The 18610-nt window shown below is 42.4% G+C and carries 17 protein-coding genes; 8 read left to right on the top strand and 9 right to left on the bottom strand.

What is annotated here, in order from left to right:
* Positions 1-35 precede the first annotated feature (35 nt).
* Both QMA41_RS20900 and QMA41_RS20895 read left to right on the top strand, forming a co-directional pair.
* Positions 36-1763 carry an SgrR family transcriptional regulator gene (locus QMA41_RS20900; RefSeq protein WP_281630528.1) on the top strand — a complete coding sequence of 576 codons (1728 nt, stop codon included), beginning with the start codon at positions 36-38 and terminating at the stop codon, positions 1761-1763.
* Positions 1747-1998 (top strand): hypothetical protein, encoded by a 252-nt coding sequence (locus QMA41_RS20895; protein ID WP_006961010.1) that lies wholly within the window; start codon positions 1747-1749, stop codon positions 1996-1998. Before QMA41_RS20900 ends, QMA41_RS20895 begins: the two co-directional genes overlap by 17 nt.
* 454 nt (positions 1999-2452) lie before the next feature.
* On the opposite strand, the gene QMA41_RS20890 is transcribed toward QMA41_RS20895, so the two are convergent.
* Positions 2453-4582, bottom strand: coding sequence for a TonB-dependent hemoglobin/transferrin/lactoferrin family receptor (locus QMA41_RS20890; RefSeq protein WP_281630527.1), 2130 nt, complete (start codon positions 4580-4582; stop codon positions 2453-2455).
* Positions 4583-4839: 257 nt separating this feature from the next.
* Between QMA41_RS20890 and QMA41_RS20885 the strand changes: the two genes are divergently transcribed.
* A complete protein-coding gene (locus QMA41_RS20885) occupies positions 4840-5730 on the top strand; it encodes a LysR family transcriptional regulator (protein ID WP_281630526.1) in 891 nt (296 codons plus the stop codon).
* Positions 5731-5749: 19 nt separating this feature from the next.
* Here QMA41_RS20885 and QMA41_RS20880 read toward each other — a convergent pair whose 3' ends face one another.
* Positions 5750-8449, bottom strand: coding sequence for a bifunctional acetate--CoA ligase family protein/GNAT family N-acetyltransferase (locus QMA41_RS20880; RefSeq protein ID WP_281630525.1), 2700 nt, complete (start codon positions 8447-8449; stop codon positions 5750-5752).
* Positions 8450-8668: 219 nt separating this feature from the next.
* Between QMA41_RS20880 and QMA41_RS20875 the strand changes: the two genes are divergently transcribed.
* Both QMA41_RS20875 and QMA41_RS20870 read left to right on the top strand, forming a co-directional pair.
* Positions 8669-9238, top strand: a complete 570-nt coding sequence (locus QMA41_RS20875) for an SPOR domain-containing protein (RefSeq protein WP_006961006.1) — start codon at positions 8669-8671, stop codon at positions 9236-9238.
* Between the two features lie 158 nt (positions 9239-9396).
* The gene (locus QMA41_RS20870; protein WP_095570730.1) at positions 9397-10386 is read left to right on the top strand and encodes a D-alanine--D-alanine ligase; all 990 of its coding nucleotides are present in this window, start codon (positions 9397-9399) and stop codon (positions 10384-10386) included.
* Here QMA41_RS20870 and QMA41_RS20865 read toward each other — a convergent pair.
* Positions 10383-11339 (bottom strand): tyrosine-type recombinase/integrase, encoded by a 957-nt coding sequence (locus tag QMA41_RS20865; protein ID WP_281630524.1) that lies wholly within the window; start codon positions 11337-11339, stop codon positions 10383-10385. The two genes, QMA41_RS20870 and QMA41_RS20865, sit on opposite strands and share 4 nt — an antisense overlap.
* Positions 11340-11438: 99 nt before the next feature.
* Here QMA41_RS20865 and QMA41_RS20860 point away from each other — a divergent pair, with 99 nt between their 5' ends.
* From QMA41_RS20860 to QMA41_RS20850, 3 genes are all read left to right on the top strand, one after another.
* Positions 11439-11810 carry a DUF3319 domain-containing protein gene (locus QMA41_RS20860; RefSeq protein ID WP_019277817.1) on the top strand — a complete coding sequence of 124 codons (372 nt, stop codon included), beginning with the start codon at positions 11439-11441 and terminating at the stop codon, positions 11808-11810.
* A 6-nt stretch (positions 11811-11816) separates the two neighbouring features.
* Positions 11817-12128, top strand: a complete 312-nt coding sequence (yciH, locus tag QMA41_RS20855) for a stress response translation initiation inhibitor YciH (protein ID WP_006961002.1) — start codon at positions 11817-11819, stop codon at positions 12126-12128.
* Between the two features lie 331 nt (positions 12129-12459).
* Entirely contained in the window at positions 12460-12996 is a 537-nt protein-coding gene (locus QMA41_RS20850) for a hypothetical protein (protein WP_080555939.1), read from the top strand.
* 34 nt (positions 12997-13030) lie between these two features.
* On the opposite strand, the gene QMA41_RS20845 is transcribed toward QMA41_RS20850, so the two are convergent.
* The 6 genes from QMA41_RS20845 to vxrA all read right to left on the bottom strand — a co-directional run bounded on the left by QMA41_RS20845 (position 13031) and on the right by vxrA (position 18556).
* Positions 13031-13504 (bottom strand): GNAT family N-acetyltransferase, encoded by a 474-nt coding sequence (locus QMA41_RS20845; protein WP_281630523.1) that lies wholly within the window; start codon positions 13502-13504, stop codon positions 13031-13033.
* Between the two features lie 556 nt (positions 13505-14060).
* A complete protein-coding gene (locus QMA41_RS20840; protein ID WP_281630522.1) occupies positions 14061-14210 on the bottom strand; it encodes a YoaH family protein in 150 nt (49 codons plus the stop codon).
* 66 nt (positions 14211-14276) lie between these two features.
* Positions 14277-15491: a conjugal transfer protein TraF gene (locus QMA41_RS20835; RefSeq protein WP_019274601.1), complete on the bottom strand. Its 1215-nt coding sequence runs from the start codon at positions 15489-15491 to the stop codon at positions 14277-14279.
* A 59-nt stretch (positions 15492-15550) separates the two neighbouring features.
* The gene (locus QMA41_RS20830) at positions 15551-16423 is read right to left on the bottom strand and encodes a DUF2861 family protein (RefSeq protein WP_006960997.1); all 873 of its coding nucleotides are present in this window, start codon (positions 16421-16423) and stop codon (positions 15551-15553) included.
* A complete protein-coding gene (vxrB, locus tag QMA41_RS20825; protein WP_006960996.1) occupies positions 16423-17082 on the bottom strand; it encodes a response regulator transcription factor VxrB in 660 nt (219 codons plus the stop codon). Before vxrB ends, QMA41_RS20830 begins: the two co-directional genes overlap by 1 nt.
* Positions 17057-18556, bottom strand: coding sequence for a sensor histidine kinase VxrA (gene vxrA, locus QMA41_RS20820; protein ID WP_281630521.1), 1500 nt, complete (start codon positions 18554-18556; stop codon positions 17057-17059). The genes vxrB and vxrA overlap by 26 nt, the downstream gene beginning before the upstream one ends.
* Positions 18557-18610 lie beyond the last annotated feature (54 nt).

The following is an 18610-nucleotide window of genomic DNA, read 5'->3' as shown; positions in this document are numbered from 1 at the left end:
TTAATCTGGTCATATATATTTGAGATTTCCTCTTTATGAGTAGCCCCAGACTTCGTGTTCAATTTGAAACCTTATTTGAACACTACAATGGCAAAGATTGTGGTGTTCAACTTGAAGAAATTACCGAGATTCTGTTTTGTACTAGACGTAACGCACGCATTGTACTCAACAAAATGGAAGAGGAGGGGTGGATCGAATGGCATCCTTCTCCAGGGCGAGGGAAGCTTTCTCAACTTAACTTCAAACGCAGCCGTACTGATGTCAGCGAAAACCTCGCTAGGCGATATCTTGAAGAAGGGAAAATTGGCCAAGCGCTTAAAGTACTGGACCAAGACTCTGCGAAACTTGCGCAAGTAGTTGAAAGTTATCTGGGCGTGCAGCAGCTAGAAGGGCAACAAGTCTTACGATTGCCATACTATCGCCCGCTATCCATGCTCAATCCTGAAAAGCCAGTTCGTCGTTCAGAGCAGCATATTGCTCGTCAAATCTTTAGTGGGCTGACTCGCCTTGATGACAGTGAGAAGCTCTGCCCTGATCTTGCCCACACATGGGAGATGCTCTCTCCTCAGCATTGGCGGTTCTACCTCAGACCAAATGTACGTTTTCACAACGGCGACCTGCTTACAACGGATATGGTCGTTAACTCATTACTCGCACTAAAGAGCAAAAACCTGTACTCACACATAGAGGACGTGGTTAGCCCAGGCCGTTGCGTTGTCGATGTTATGCTTAGAAAAAATAACTACCACTTACCACTGTTATTGTCTGAATCTGACGCTAAAGTCCTATTACCAGAGAATTCCAGAGCGGAAGATTACGACATAAACCCCGTTGGAACAGGGCCTTACAAAGTAATTCAAAATGATGACAAAAGGCTTGTTTTACAAGCTTTTGATGGCTATTTCGGTTTCAGGCCTCTAATGGATCGTGTAGAAGTCTGGGTTATTGATGATATTCATTCATCAATGGTATTTCCGAGTATGACGAATCCAATTAAACCTGAAACCGGAACCTACAGTGATGAAGTTGAACTTGACCCGGGTTGTACCTATTTGTTGCTCAACCGCAGTAGTGGGTTAGCGAAATCTGATGAATGGGCGAATTACTTCAGCCACCGCCTTGGATCCCTGAATCTATATCAGGAACTTCCTCAGGAAAAGATAGTGGAATTAGGTGTGCTACCTGCCCATGGGCTGAAGCCAGGCTGGTATCACCATACTAGGCAAGGGCACTATACGTCGCCGCCTTCCTACCGAAAAGTAACGATCGCATACCACGGACAGCACCCAATGTTTCCAACATTGGTAAAGTGTATTGAGTCGTTATTGAAGCAAGATAACTTAGAAGTTGAGCTTATTAAGTATGACATCACTCTACCAGATATTGATGATGTTGATATTTGGGTCAAACCGATGGGTATTGCTAACAATCGCGAAGATGGCTTAGCTGGCTGGCTACTTAACTATAGCGATATTGAGCAGTTGAGTAAGCCTGAAGACTTTAAATATTGGTCTAGCCTTGTTGAGGTTTGGCAAGCAGAAGAAAATAGCGTTTTCCCAGCAAAAGACTTAGGAAAATCTCTCGTAGAGAAAATGCAGATCATTCCTATGTTTCATTGTTGGTTGGGAATCAGTAAAGACCAATGTGGCTCGCTGCAAAACGCAAAATGTAATGCGCTCGGTTGGTTTGATTTTAGTCAGGTTTGGCTGAAACCAGAGAAGCTAAGCGAAGATTTAGAGATGTTACATGGCAAAGCCGAATAAGAAGCAACCCAGTAAAACCGTCGATATCTATTGCTCTAAGTGCAAATCTCAGCTCTTCAAATACCGAAAGGGCGGTAAAGGGGCACTGGTGAAGTGTTTTAAAGAGCGTATTGTCGAAGATTACACAAAACTGGCGTGCCATTGCCCTGAATGTGGTCGTGAGTTTGCGAGAGAAGCATTGATTAGAGGTGCTCCCGCATACAAAATTATTGGCGGAAAAGTCACTATGAAGTAGAGCTGATTTAGCATAATCTTTTAACAAAATTAACAGTAATATTGACCGAGAATTCTGTTGAAAATGAGGCTAGGCGCACTGATTTTGATCTTAGTCGATAAAAATCGTAAAAATATCGTTAAGAGCTATCATTGAATTTTAAAAGTGTTAGAATGGCGCTGTTCAAAAATTAGTCCAGTCTATCAACTTTGCAAACAATAGGGGTTATCAATGGAGCTAGGTCTCATCATCGCTTTCATCGTCACGTCAGCTGTAATGGTTAAGAAAGAGATGACAAGCTCAAAATAATTACCGTTTCATTCATAACATTTTTTGTTATCTTTTTTTGAATGAACTACGAAAGCTCCCAGATTCGGGGGCTTTTTTGTTTTTTGCGTTTAGCTATCTTTGGTTGAAAGGTCAAAAAAAGCCAGCATAAGGCTGGCTTTGAATTATAGACAGTGTGTTGGATTTATCAGAATTCGTACTTAGCAGTAATTGCCCAGTTACGACCTGCTTGAGTCAAATCTTTGTTTTCCTCAGTTAAGCCACGTACGTCATTCCAGTTGTAGTACTCTTTGTCTGCAAGGTTGAAAATACCAGCACGTAGCGTTAGATCCTCAACAGGAACATAGTATGCTGTTAGGTCAGCCACCGTTGCGCTTGAAATTGTGATGTACTCATCGCTAGAGCCTGATGAGTTAATGTCTTTAGCATCTTTACCGGCAGTATAGCTTACGCTAAATGATGTGCCCCAAGAGCCGGTAGGTGAGTCATAATTGACACCAACGATAGCATTCCAAGGGTTTACGCTGTTCAACGGCTTACCTTCGTGGTCCTCACCTTCAGTGTAAACAGCGGCGATACGTGAGCTGAAACCTTCCACAGGAGCAATCTCATCCCAATAGAATGTGTTTGAAGCTTCAATACCTTTAATTTTGGCTTCGTCTATGTTTACGTTTTTGTATACCGAAGGGTCAGTGGGTGTATTTGAACCACTTACTATTTGCGAATCAATGAAGTTGTCATAATCACTATAGAACAACGAGATTTCTGAGGAAGAAACGTTGGTATTATGGCGCCAACCTAGCTCGTAAGAAACACTTTCTTCGGCTTCTAAATTAGGGTTTGGTGAGTTAATGTAACCGTGAGCTGGATTACCAAATGAGTAATATAGTTCTTGGAAGTCTGGTGCGCGGAAGCCTTGGCTAATCTGAGCAAAAACTTTGTTTTGTTCATCTAGCGTATAGACTGTGCCAATGCGGCCTGTCAATGCAGAGTCAGAGTATTTTTTGTATTCTGATTGGTCGTTCCCGCTTGGGTTTGCGCTTGCATCTCCTGGATCTGTCTCAAAAGAGTCAAAACGAATACCTGGTGTAACAACAAGGTTGCCTAACGTTATTTCGTCTTGCACGAAGAAGCCATATCGTGTTTCAGATGCTGCAGGTATATAGAAAATGACTTTGTCAGCATCAATGGAGTTATATTCATTGTTAAGATTTTTGATGTCTTTATCAGAATACTCGGCACCATAAATCAAGTAGTGCTCTGCATTCCCTACAGAGAAAGACTTATCTAGCTGCAAATCAAACTGTATCCCTTTGTCTTCGTAGATATAGTCTTTCTTTTGAACATTACCTGCTGTTGGCAAAAACATTCCGCCATTCGATGTGCGGTTTGTAACACCATTTTCTTCCTTTTTCAGCCAATCGAGCTGCCAAGTAAGAGTGTCCGCGAACTGAGCATTAGTGTTCCAAATATGCTCGATGCCAATTTGTTGCTGTTCAGTGGTGTCGTCACCTGTGTAGTTGGTGTAGCTAGTGCTTGTAAGGTCAGTATCTACGGTATTGTGAATCACATTACCAGTGAACTTAACACGGTGATCGTCATTGACTTTGTAATCCAGTTTTACAAGTAAGTTATTATTTGCTGTTTCTTGCTTGTCAGGCGTCCCAAAGTTATCAAGTTCGTCACCATCACGTCTTGTAAAGGCAACAAGCGCTTCCAAATCATCAAACTTCTTAGCTACAGCGACAGACTCACTAAAAGTATTACTTGCTGAAGAGTAGTTGAACTTGAGGTGGCCACCTGACTCACGGCCATCAAGAAGGTCCTGAGGATCAATCGTTTCAAAAGCAACGATACCACCAATCGCATCTGAGCCGTAAAGAGATGACGCTGCACCTTTAACGATTTCAACTGACTTTAAGAGATCGGTGTCTACATCAACACGAGAAGAGTTTATGAAGTTGTATGATTGAGTACCAGAAGGGGTAAATTGATTTGTTTGAGAAACCCCGTCGACTAACACCTTGATACGATTTCCTTCCATACCGCGAATGTTGATGCTCTGAACACCTTGACGTGAATTACTTTGAATTGTGACCCCAGGTGTGTACTTAAATACATCTTCCAAACCTGATGTCATGTTGTTTTCGATATCATCTGCTGTAACAACAGATACCGATCCAGCAACATCTTCAAGTTGTTGTTCTGTACGTGAAGCGGATACCACTACTTCATCAAATAGTGCATACTCTTCAGCATGCACACTTGGCGCTAGGGCGAGTACAATAGAAGCTGACAATAATGATTTTTTATACATTGTTGTAATTACCTTTAAATCCATAATTAGGCTTATGTTTGAACGCAAAGAACTTTATAGGATCTAAATGATAATTACTATCGTTCGCATTATTGATAATTGATGGCTTTTTTACCGATCTGCGTTTTAATTAGAGATAAATCTTTAAAATACAAATAGATGAACATTCTGTTAACAATTGTAAAGGTTCGACTTACGTATCGATGGTGTGATTCAAATCACGTTATTCATTGAGTGTATTAATAGGAAGAATAATATTGCAAAGTCCAATAACACTAGAGGCGATGCATATCCTTGATGCGATAGATCGCAGAGGAAGTTTCGCGGCAGCAGCTAATGAGCTCGATCGGGCGCCATCGTCATTAAGCTATCAGATTCAAAAGCTTGAGCAAGATCTCGATATCATGATCTTTGACCGCTCTGGCCATAAAGCCACTTTTACAGAAGCAGGAAAACTGATTCTTGAAAGAGGGCGAGTCATTTTGTCTGCAACAGAAAAACTGGTTAATGATGCTAGCGTTCTCGCTAATGGTTGGGAGCTCGATATCACACTCGCTTTCGATGGTATTGTGCCTGTTCAGAACTTTTTCCCTATGGTTGATGCCCTAGGGAATGTCAGCTCAACACGGATCCGACTACAAGAAGAAATCCTAGCGGGTTGTTGGGAATCACTCGATGAAGGTAGGGCAGATCTATTGGTTTGCCCAAAACCGGAAACGTTATCGCTTGATGTCAAAGTTGAATCGATTGGTTCGATGAAAATGATTTGGGTTGCGGCGCCGAACCATTACGTCCACAAGCGAAATGGGCCGTTTGACGAAGAGGCCAGAGCCAAGTATCGAGTTATCGCAATTGCCGATACGGCGAGAGAGCAGCCAGCAATTAGTGTAAATATCCTCCAGAGACAACCGAGACTGACTGTAACGAATTTGTCGGCTAAGGTTGATGCCCTGCAGTCAGGTTTGGGAATCGGAACATTGCCGAAATCGGTTGCCCAAGAATTGATAGAGAAAGGAACGTTAGCACAGATTTCAGATACTGAAGAATTTGATATAGACATTATTCTTGCTTGGAAACGCAATCAAATGGGTGAAGCAAAGTCGTGGTGTATCAAATACTTAAAGAAAAATTGGCCACTTAAAGAGTGATCCTGTTGAAGCTGGTGGATCATCCACGATCCACCGGCTCATTTAATGGTAAAACCATGTCAGCAACGCCATCCTCGAACTGCACATCCAGCTTAAAACCGAGCTTCTGAGCCAGCATCAACATTCCTCTGTTGGTTGGCATTGTCATTCCCGATATTTGCTTCGTTCCTTTGTGTCGGCAATAGGCAATGATTTTGTTCATCAAAATTTTACCCAGCCCTTTCCCTTTCAAGTCCGAGCGAATCAATATTGCGAATTCAGCATCCGTATTTTCTGGGTTAATCAATGCGCGCGATACACCGATGATTTTAGGTTCTGAATCATAGTTAGCCACCGCAACAAACGCCATTTCACGGTCGTAATCGATTTGTGTCAGGTTTGCCAAAGCCTCATGATTAAACTCTCCAACATCGCTAAAGAATCGTTTGTATAAGTCTTCTTTAGAGACATTGTTGATGAAGTCTGCATGACCGGGCTCATCTTCGGGAAGAATAGGGCGCATTAAGATCGTATCGCCACCTCTCAATTCTATCTTTTCTTCATACTCAACAGGGTAAGGACGAATGGCCAAGCGTTTCTGGGCATCACCTTGGTATTCTTTGAGGACTAAATCTGCGTCCAGGATCGTAAAACTGTCTCCAACTGCGAGCACTGGATGAATATCCAGTTCATGTACTTGAGGGCAATCTACCACCATCTGGGAAATTCGAACTAACAATTCTGAGAGTCCTTGAATATCCATCGGAACGGGCAGTTTCTGCGGGCGTATTTTACCGCTCTTAATGGCCCTAACAATCAAATAGCGTGCGAGCGTCATGTTAAGTGGAGGCAACGCTGAAGCTGCGTCAATCGACTCATCCCATTCCGAGCCACCTTGCCCAATCAAAATGACGGGGCCAAATGTTTCATCGGTTTTAACCTTGATTCGAATTTCTTCGCCGCCGGCAAGTTTCGCCATGCCCTGTACTAACAAGCCGTGTATATGAGCTGAAGGGTAAGAGAGCTTAGTCCTATCGAGTATAGCTTGAGAAGCACTCGCGACCTCTTGGCTGTTACGTAGATTTAGCATTACACCTTGCACATCTGACTTATGAGCAATGTCAGGGGAACGTAGCTTAACAGCAACGGGGTATCCGATTTGTTCAGCAACATGAACTGCTTCACTAGCGTCAGAAGCTATCCATGTCGGTAGGACATTAAAATCAAAATGCTTAAGAAAGTGACCAATTTGGTGAGTATCCAAAGATACTGTATCTTTATCCAGTAGCTTTTCATCTATCCACTTTTTGGCTTCGTTTAACTCACCAACGTGCACTGGTTCTGCGGTTGTTGGTGTTTCCATCAGCTGTTTTTGGTTTCGTCTATATTCCACCAAGTGCATGAATGCAACAACTGCGCTTTCCGGTGTTCGATATGTTGGAATGCCAGCTTGAGTAAATATCTGACGAGCTGGTCTCGCGGTGAGTTCACCTGACCAGTTGGTCAGAATATTAAATCGCTTATGTCTAGGGTGCCCTTTAATTGCTTCCACAATCGCTATGGCCGTTTTCTCAGAATGAGCGATAGCTGATGGGCTATGCATAATTAAAATCGCATCAGCACAATCGCTATCCATAAGAACATTTAACGTATCGATGTACCTTTGATGTCCGGCATCACCTACCAGATCGATAGGGTTGTTATAACTCCAACTTGAAGGGAGCACATTGCTCAGTTTGTCCACGACGTCATCGGGCAGCGCCGCTAATTTGCCACCGCGGACTAACAATGTATCAACTGCCATGATTGCAGGGCCACCGCCATTAGTAATGATCGCTAAACGTTCACCCCGAAGCGGAACTGAGTGGGTGAGTGTTTCTACTGCAGCAAACAACTCATGGGAATTGTTTACTCTTAGCATGCCTGTACGGCGAATCGCGGAGTCATAGATAATGTCGAGTGTATCGTCGCCGCCAGTATGTGCTTGAGCGGCCAATCTCCCCGCGGAGGTTTTTCCGCCTTTTAACACTAGAATTCGGCGATTTCGTGAGGCTGCACGAGCTGCAGACATAAATCGTCTTGCGTCTTTAATCGTATCTACGTAGAGCAATATGGCTTCAGTGTGGGAGTCAGTGCTCAGATAATCGAGCAAGTCCGCGAAGTCGATATCGGAAGCGTTACCAAGAGAGATAAACGCTGAAAAGCCAATGTTTTTGTCGTTCGCCCAATCTAAGATCGTCGTGCACATAGCGGCCGATTGAGAGATGAAGGCTATCTTTCCTTGCTGTGCAGTTACTGGTGAGAAAGACGCGTTAAAGTTGAGCCAGGGGAGAATAATGCCGAGGCTATTTGGACCCAATATCCGAATACCTGACTGCTGAGCGATGGTAAGACAGGCATCTTGAATACTGTTGCCTTCTTCAGTCGCCAGGTGCATATCCGCTGATAGCACGATAACCGTTTTAACTCTTTTTTCCGCGAGTTGTTTGAAGAGATCTAAATTTCGGCTGGCGTTTGTACATAGAATGGCAACATCGGGCGTAATAGGAAGAGACGCGATATCTTTATAAGCAAGAACGCCACACACTGAACTATAACGTGGAGTCACAGGCATAATCGCACCTTCGAATCCGCCTTGAAGAAGATTCTTCATAACGATATTGCCTGCTCGCATCGCTCTAGTCGAAGCTCCAACAACAGCGACTGACTTTGGTTTAAGCAAGTGGCTTAGACTATTCATTTCTGCACTCCGACATTCAGCGTTTAAGCTAATATTAACCAAGCACTTAAACGAATTCAGAGATAATTAGGCGTTGTTTTAATCAGATCACCTGACGTGACTCCGACTTTGTGCCATGTGTCACAGTGTATTGATATATAATTAGAATGTTGGGTTGATTCTAATCCTATCTAACGGCATGATTTACAGTAATTTCTACAAAAGGCATTTGAAGAATTCATGAAAAAAATCGCAATAGTTGGCTTATCAGTGGTGCTTTCAGCGTGTGTATCGAGTGATTACGTAACTGACGTATCCTCTGAAAGCTATCGTGAGGATTACAAAACAGCGGCAGTAGAAAAGCCGATTGTTTCAGAGCAAGGCGTTACCAACGGCGTCACGGAAGAAGCGGTTAAGACTGTAAGGCCGATGGCTGAGAAGCAAATGACTACTATGCAACCTCAGAAGAAAGCTAAGCCAGCAGTCGCGATTATCCCTCCAACAGCAAAACAAAAAGCGATGAACCCACGTTATGGTTTCACGATTCAGGTTGTTGCGGTTGGTAGCCAAACCAAAGTGGACCAGTTTGCACGTAAACTACCACGTGATGGCGAGCCAGTGTGGGAAAACTATAAAGTCGTCAACGGCACAAAGTGGTACACAGTCCTTTACGGTGACTACGCCACTCGCGCTGATGCGAAGAAAGCCATTTCTAAACTGCCAGGCGAGCTACAAGACATGAAACCTTTCGTTAAGAGCATTGATGCGATTAAGAACTCCGAGTTCCCAACGCTGAATAAGCTTAACTAATTTCATAAAAAGGGGCATCAGCCCCTTTTTTAATGCGTATTAATCAATCAAACAAACTGTCAGAACGGTCATAATTCGGTTAAATCGATGAATCCTTGCCGAGTTTTTATTATGATTAACTCTACTAATCCCTCTGTTATTTCACGGAAAGATCCTTAATGGCGAATACAACAATTTTACTACTTTGTGGTGGCGGTTCCGCTGAGCATGAAGTGTCGCTCGTTTCAGCAGATTTCGTACAATCCCAACTTGAGCTAACACCTGACTTTGAGGTGATTCGAGTAGAAATGAAACCTGAAGGTTGGTATCAAGGTGAGCAACTGGTTTATCTCGATACAAACGCTGGAACCTTGAACTCTGAAGTAAATGCAACAAAATTGGATTTTGTTGTTCCATGTATTCATGGCTTTCCGGGGGAAACTGGTGATATCCAATCGATGCTCGAACTTACAGGCATTCCTTATTTAGGCTGTGGACCTGAAGCAAGTACGAATAGCTTTAACAAAATCACGTCCAAACTCTGGTACGACGCACTTTCCATTCCAAATACGCCTTATATCTTTTTGTCTGAGAATAATAAGCAGGCATATGATCAAAGCTTAGCGGCGTTCGAGCAGTGGGGCAGTGTATTCGTTAAAGCAGCAAGACAGGGCTCTTCCGTTGGCTGCTATAAAGTGACAGAAAAAGATCAACTGCAAAAAGCAATCAATGATGCGTTTGGATATTCGGATCAAGTCTTAGTCGAAAAAGCAGTAAAGCCTCGCGAGTTAGAGGTTGCAGCGTATGAATATAAAGGCCAGTTGCATGTGACGCCACCGGGAGAAATTAAAGCTCCGGAAGACACGTTCTATTCATACGAAGAGAAATACAGTGCAGATAGTCACTCGACAACAGATGTTGAAGCGACGAATCTTACTGACGATCAACGACTTATTATCCAACAAGCTTCTGAGAAAGTGTTCAAACAAATGAGGCTACGTCACTTGTCTCGAATTGATTTCTTTTTAACTCCAGAAGGAAATGTGTACTTGAATGAAGTGAACACCTTCCCAGGAATGACACCAATTTCGATGTTCCCGAAAATGGTTGAGCATAGTGGACTAAAGTTCTCAGAATTTCTTGCTGATTGCGTCAAGAGCTCACTTTAGTCCCACGGCTTAAAGCGTTTAAACACCATCATTTCAGTTTCTGCGGTGACCTTATTTCCCAAATACTGATAAGGCATCGCAGGGCTAAGCCATCGACCATAATGTTGGATATCGATCGCTTTCACTCCCTTACGAGATAAATCTTTTACCGCGCCAACTCTTAACGATTGGCCAGAAAACTTAACGTTTAGTTTTAGTCTGTCGCTCGCAGCACGTAAAATTCTATAAATGGAAGAGTCATTCAATGGCTCAACGCCAATATTTCCATGTTTGTCTATCGCACTAAATAAGTAATCATTTTGGGTGGGAAGCTTGTTTAGCCATCGCAATAAATACTTTTGGCCATGTTGAGAAAGTGGGTAGCTAGAGCAACCGACGTGAACTGTTAAACCTTCACTATTTTTCTCGATGTCGGCTGGTGACATCTTTTTAAGCTCACTGCGTTTCAGCATGCATTCGAACATAAGATGATAAATCGCAAGATCTCGAACTACTTTTAAAGAAGGCTTGTTATCCAGTTTTTGGGTCAACGTTTCAAGATGCTTTCGTTCAAACGGGACAGTAGGATGGGCGTCACCAGACTTTTCAATCCTTAATGCGGCTAGAGATTGTTGGACGGAAGAGTGTGCGGTCGGGTCACTCATTTCTAGCACTCTATGCACAAGTGATATTGTTACCACGTAACGCCTTAACGTTGAATATTTTCTTTGCCTTGATTCCCTTTCAAGAAACAAGCGCACGGCAGCGGTAGAAGCGGGTAGAGCATTAACAGATTTCTTCTGGCAATACTCGGAGAAAAGATTCCAGTCTTTTGTTAATGCTAACAAAGAGTTATTCGAATACTGACTGTCTGTCAGTGAGTTCATTGTGTCTATGGTCACACATTGAGTAAACTGTCGAATGAATCGATTTCTTGTAGCTAAATCTGTGATTGCTCTAATGTTTTTTTTCATCGAAGCGCACTATAACGATATTATCCTTATTCAGGATACTTGATTAAGGGCAATATACAATTATTATTAAATTAACTGATTAATAGAATAAAAAATATTATGGCTGCTGCGACATATCGAGGGTTCACCCTAAAAACTGCTGGAAGTTCTACCGACGTATGGCAAGTTCAGATTAAAAATCATGTTTTATCTGGAAGTATGCCTGCAGTAAAAAAGAGCATTGATTGGTTTTGTGATACTGCCACTATTATAGATCCAAAAGAGTTTGGTTCTTTAGGCAATAAAAAACAGGCTGAGGGGTCTCCATCACAAGAAAACTTCCATGGCTATACCATTAAAAACGATACCGGTGAAGTTAACACTTGGTATTGTTTCTTCAATGGCAAGTTAATTAAAGGTGGAAAGCTTGCCATTCAGAAGCATATAGAGGCATACTTGCTGGCTAAGCAAAAAGCCGAACAGAAGAAGTAGTTATTCATGAGTCTTGTTTATTCCACAGATGTTGGTCGTATTAAACCTGAAGAAGAAAAAGCCCAGAGACCTAAAGGCGATGGGATCGTGCGTATCCAACGCCAAACTAAAGGTCGAAAAGGCAAAGGTGTTTGTATTGTTTCTGGGTTAGATCTTGATGACGCGCCGCTTAAATTACTTGCTGCGGAGCTTAAGAAAGTTTGCGGATGTGGTGGCTCAGTAAAAGATGGCAATATCGAAATACAAGGCGACGCTAGAGATAAAATTAAAGCGCATCTTGAAAAGAAAGGCCTTACTGTAAAACTAGCCGGTGGCTGATCTAATAACAGTTTGGATAATCTTTGATTAAACTAACTGATTATTAGGTATTTTATGGTAAATCCAATTATGTTGAATTTGAGAAATACCAGATAACAGAAGAGAGCGCTCAAACTGGCGCTTTCTATTTGTCATATATTATTTAACATAACGTACATAATGCGCACCAATGGTGTAAGCAATATGTACGTTGTTAGAGTTTGATAATCAGACACATGGCCAATAAATCCTACCTATTCAGTAGCTATGATTTATCGTCTACAACTAGTATGAAGCAATGCACTTATGAGAGAATGCGTTCTAGTTTCTAAGTTGTTCTAATGGTTTCTCTGTGAAAAAGCTCCTCACTATATTCGTTACGCTTCTTTTTGTTGGCTGTAGCAACACTCCTCAACTACAACCAAATTTCATAGAGAATGTTGAGTATGAGCATGTGATTGGTGAGCCAAACGCAAAAGGAAAAAAGATAAGCTTTACCTATACGCGTAAAGATGAAGTCGATAGAAAAATTGTATTGAACGTTGATGCTGAGCCAATAGAAATGAGGTTCCGCCTTTGTGAAAATAACGGTGAATATGAAAACCTGAGTCAAGGCGTTATTAATGAGATCAATCAACAGGCAGTCGATTGTAACTCTTGGTTCAAACTAGTCCCATTGGAAAATGGCAAATACTCAATTTCTTATGAGCTGAACTTGTTATTGGGTTTTCAAGTCGAGAGCGTTAATAACCATTTGATTTACGTGCCCTTAAGAAAGAAGCTTGCTCAATACCGCGCTATCTACAATCACAACTCTGTTATGAGCCCTTTAAAGCGATACGAAAATGAAGTGATCGTAGAGTCCACAACGGTCGAAATGAAGTTATAGATTCTGGGGTCATTGGACACCTTATTTGATCTGGCTAATTTGACTCAAGAGTGAGTTTCATTGGAATGTCCACCATGCCGCCGCGGTTTCTTACACCGTTAATACGTTTGAAGCCAAAATTCAGATAAACATGTTCGGCATTAACTGCTGAGTTAACAGTAAAAGACGTTACTTCGACTCTTGTTTTTGCATCTGACATAGCGGTTTCCCATAGTTTTCGTGATAGCCCCTGCCCTTGGTACTCATCAGAGACAAACAAATGATAGAGATGGGTTTCTTCACGCATGCCAATCACTCCAACAATCGTACCATCGCTTTTTTCAGCGACGTGGTATCGATAATCGCTTTCTTGGTATTCACGGATCTTCTCTGGTGCCATCGAATCCAACAGTACAACTCGAACTGACTCTTCGCATGTTGGGCAAACATATTTGTCCGTAAGTGGCGTAATAAGCTCACTAATTGATTTAGAGTATTCCACTCCCGCTTTCTTAATGTAGATAGCCAAAACTTTACCTTCGAAATTTGAAATCTAATCGGAACCATCAAATCAACAATTGAAAAAGATTACAACTCTCCATTAAACATATCTGAGCAACAATATGTGACATTGTCACAACACTAGATATTGAATGTACCTTGGTTGATTAAGGCAACGTAAAAGCTTACTAGCTACAAACACTGTTACTTTCAGAGTACAAATGGTAGTTCTGCATTGCTTGATCGTTAACTTTCACATATCTAATTCACTATTCACTCCCTTGTGACAGTATCACCAAACAAAATAATATCTGGCATCATAGTGAGCGCTTACAGACATACTACAAAGTCCTGTAATATAATTACATCTAACTTTTATGTCTTTATTTGGCAAGGATATAACTCTGTCATAAGTAGTTGTATATCAAGGAAAATGTTTAACTTCCTACTCTTTTGTTTTGTTTGTGGCTGGCTTTCGATCTTGTTTTTTGTTGAGAATTAAGTGGTGCGTTTAGGCGAAATATTTGCTTCAGACATAAAAAAAGAGAGCAGTCTCCTGCTCTCTTATTCTCGATTCATTTTCATTAGTCGTTTGGGGAGTTTTTCGTCCTGATTTCCTCTGCGACGATTTTAATGGCTTCCGCTGTGCTTATTCCCTGCGCCATCAATTCTTGGATTTTTTCGACGGCTTTCTGTTGCTCCTCATGAGAAAGAGGCGGAAAATCATCTAGCATAAAAAAGGCTCCTAACAAAAATTAGGAGCCGACTATATTACGATTCAAGTTGTATCGCCAGGGCTTCTAGTAACTTCCTAAGAAATTTATATATGCGCCCATTGAATTCTCGTTGGTATAACTTGCACCAATATCCATCTGGAAAAGGTTTAACGGTGATAAGCCAATACCTGCAGTGATGGTGTCGTCTAGGTTGTCATAGGCGAGATTACGTCGCCACCCAGCCCTTAACTTAAGTTGACGCATAATATCGATTTCACCGCCGACTCTGACATATTGAGTATTATCATTGAAGTTCGTGTAGCGTTCGTCTTCATTGATATCGTAATCGACGCTTAATGTTGCGTAATCCGCGACTAGCCCTACACCAACTGTGTATTGTGGTTTCATCTGATAGGCGTAAGAAGTTGCAGGAATAGTTCTAGACTGACTTCCATCAATACTTGATGTAAGAGTTTGTGCCGGAAGTTCCTGTGTCATGATATCGCGAGAAACTAAGTTCATCGCTGACACACCAACGCGTAAAGGTCCGTGGAACCAAAGGAAACCAGCATCCATGTTGAACATAGTTTCGCCAGTGCCATTGTCTCGTACGTCTTTGATATCGTAATTATTTAGGTTCGCGCTATAAACATAGGTGTATACGCGCTGTATTTTTGGCGAGACGCCGAATGAAATGTGTTGGCCGAGGAAGGTTTGATACTTGGCCAAAGAAATGCCAACTTCAGTTACCCCAATAGCAACAGCGTTGACTGCGCTGAGCTCTGCGTTAACAGCGGTGTTTAAGTCACTGTTACCTGTATTAGCACCGGTGTAGATATCGGTTTGAGCAAATGACTCGGCATAAGCTTTGCCGAAAAGATTGGCTGCAATAAAACTGTTTGGAATAGCAAAAGCGACTACGCCACCTATTTCGAGTTTCGCAATATCATTTTCTAAACCATCAAGAGTGGTTTGCAGACGTGCCGCATCTTCTGAAGAGATACTACTGCTGCTTACTGCACTGTTAATAATGTCTGCGGCTTGATCTAAGCCATCAACCATCTCGTGCTCATCATTGTAAGCTAGGCCAAATGAAGGAATGATCATCCCTACATCGTCATTGCGTCGATAAATCGCTGTAATTGCCGGGTTGTAAAAAGGCGCTGTTAAGAAGTTTGCAGAAACAACCCCAACTCCACCCATTGCGTCGCCTCGTGCTTCGATTGCATAGGTGGCTGCGTATGAGCTTGTGGAAGCCAACGCGATAGACAACGATAAGATTTTTATTGAATTTTTCATATCGATATAAACTTTCTGATCCCTTGTGTTTATATCGCCCTATTGTGTCCTAACTTTAATTATTCCTCTATAGAAACGTCGTATGTTTTACTAATTATTTGGGACTGTTCAACAATTATTGGGCCTTGCCATCTTTGGTGGGTCATCGAAACTGCTAAAACGTATCGGCCAGGATCGACGGGATTGGGCTCTAATGCAGTTGGATAATCAGATTCATAGGTTGCACCCCACACTTTGTTATATTGGCCATCAACGTAGTCATAAAGTGCCGTGTCGAGTTTAGGTAGTGGACAATGAGAGTTTAACAATGCGTTGCGTTCAACTCGCCATTGATCTTTAGACTGCCAACGTATAGTTACTTTGGCTTTCGGTTCTCCAAAGACTAACCAAGAGCTCCAAGATGTTTGGTCTTTCGCCGTTACATCTAGCCGGTATAAACCCATTGGAATCTTGCTATTGAGGTTATAGCGTTTGACGTATGATTTTACTTCGTCGTCAGTTTCCGCAAGTGCGGCAAATGAATTGTCTGTCGAAATACTTTTTTGTACCCAACGGGTTAAGGAAATATCAGCAACATCTTTTCGGGAGGCAACTTCGATAAGTGCTCGGTAGGAATCTCGACCAGGACTTTGTGTTTCTATAGCACGCACAGTCACTCCCTTGATCCAATCAGGAAGTGGTTTTGAATCTAGGCCCTTACCGCAATCAACTTGCAGAGATTGCTGAAATAGTTCGTTTAAATGAGGTGAGATCGCCCTATTCTTTTCCTGCTGCCAAACTTCTACCAACGACGAAAACATCGCCGGTAAATCATCATTGAGCAGGTACCTGTGAGCTTGTGTAAGAGGTGAATTACTCTCAAACCAAGGAATGTTAGCGGCTGTAGCAGGCGTGCTGAGTAGCACGCCTATTAGTAAGGCTTTGATTTTCATCAGGCTTTCATTTTGTAACCAACGCCACGTAGCGTTTCAATCTCAAGCCCAGGTAACTTCTGACGGAGTTGAAGCACGTGAGTATCAACGGTACGGGTTGTTGGGAAATGGTTATAGCCCCATACGTGATCGAGTAGTTCGTCACGGGTAAAGACTCGTCCGAGGTTACTTGCCAAAAACAGTAACAAGTCAAACTCGGTTCTTGTTAAAGTAATCGATTCGTCTTTGTAGAAGACTTCACGAGTGGCTTTATCGATAACAAGGTGCTGAGTTTTGACCTTGCTGTCATCCTGCGCATCAGATTCAGGTGCGCGTAGCTGAGCACGAATACGGGCGAACAGCTCTGCTTCAGCAAATGGTTTTGTCAGGTAATCATTCGCTCCCGCATCAAGGCCTGTAACCTTGTCTTTAACGGTTACTAGCGCCGTTAGCAGAATGACTGGTACATCTTTAATCGCTTTCCATCCAACTAGGTGTTCCACTGAGTCACCATCTGGCAACTGACGATCCAGAATCACTAAGTCAGCCTTTTCCCAATATTGCTCTACATCAGCAATCATTTCAGCGTGAAAACACTCATATCCTGCTTGTTCCAGGCTTACTAACAGGCCATCGGCCAGATTTTTGTCGTCTTCAACAAGAAGCAGTGTCTGTTTCACAAGGTATCTCCAATATAAACGTTGTAGGTGGACCTATAAGGGACATTTTTCCGCCCATTCTTCCAACCATAGATTCAACGATAGTTAAGCCTAAACCAAGACCAGCTTTGCTAACAAAAGGCTTACGTAATTGTCGCCAATCTTTTTGAGTTAGCTCACCTTGGTCTATAACCTTAACGGTAATCAAATTGTTATCAGTGCTAACATCCAGCACTATCGGGGCAACGCCGTATTTTGTGGCATTGCGGATCAGGTTATCGATACAAGTTCCCAACCAATAGACATTGAGCTTTGCTGCTACGTCTTCATTGATCGTAAACTCAATCTTTCCATGAAATTCTTCTTCTACTTTAAACTCTAACCACTCTTTGACGGACGGTACCCATTCCGTCGCCAGTGGCTTATTGTCTGACTGTAGATAGTCTTTGCTGGCTTCTGCCAGCTGTCTTAAACGACGAGAGTCTTCACACAGCCTTCTGAACTCGTCATAAACAGACTCCGGAAGTTTCTCGAATTCACGGCGAAATCCTTCCACTGTTAAAGATAGACTCGCGATCGGGGTCCTAAGTTCATGTGTGAGTATCTGAAGAATCAACATTCTGCTCTTCATCTCTTGTCTTTTGGTGTTCCAGCGATATACAGACCAACCGAGTACCAGCAAAATATTGGCTATTACCAGCACCACCATGCTGATTCTCAATATCTGGGAGTGGTCCTCTACGTCCCAACACAGGTTGCCTCGTTGTACGAAACAGCTGTTTGATTTACTTTTTAACTGAACGCTTAGCCCTGCATCGTCTGCATTTGTTTTCCATACACTCTCTGGAAATACTAAGTAACTGTCATTTTGGCGAAGCCACATTTCACCTTGTTCAAGAAACATGCTTGAACCCGAAAGCAAGGCGAGAATCGTTTCTTCGTTCATGCGTTGTAGGCGACCAAGCAATGTTGCTCTTGGTGCCAACGGACGCTCTTTTATATGCATGTACTGCTGCAGCTGTTCCTGCCTTTCAGGGTGCAGAGTTACATAACGCTTTGCATAAGTACCGCCGCCCGGATGAATTAATCCACTACGGGCAAACCACTTCTCACTCAGTTTTGTCCCTTTACACACGGCTCTCGTAAATACGAGAGGTTCAGTAATTAAGGGGCTGAGAGGCAGTTTTCCGGTACAGTTTTGTGCAAGTTGATAAAGACGTTGAATATCACGCAATGGATATGACGACGTCTGAGGCAGCATTGAATCTGGCGTAATTAAACGAGTCGGGTAATCCGACTGCATAATACGAATATCGTAAGATGCACTGAATTGGTCCTTGCTAAACGAATCAACAAACTTATCGATTCGCTCCGGCAGCGAATTTGCGCTAGCACTGAAGCTAAAGATTGCCGTACATACTGTTAATATATTGAAAGCCGTTTTTATCAATGCAAAAAATCTATAAATCAGTAGGTTAGATTTAGAGTAAAGCATTATCGCAAAAATATAAATTTCAAATGTAATATTGGTGTCAATAATGCTACTCAG

Source organism: Vibrio sp. St2, from assembly GCF_947311885.1.
Classification (GTDB): Bacteria; Pseudomonadota; Gammaproteobacteria; order Enterobacterales; family Vibrionaceae; genus Vibrio; species Vibrio coralliilyticus.
The sequence above is the reverse complement of the archived record's forward strand: the minus strand, read 5'-3'. Positions and strand labels throughout refer to the sequence as shown.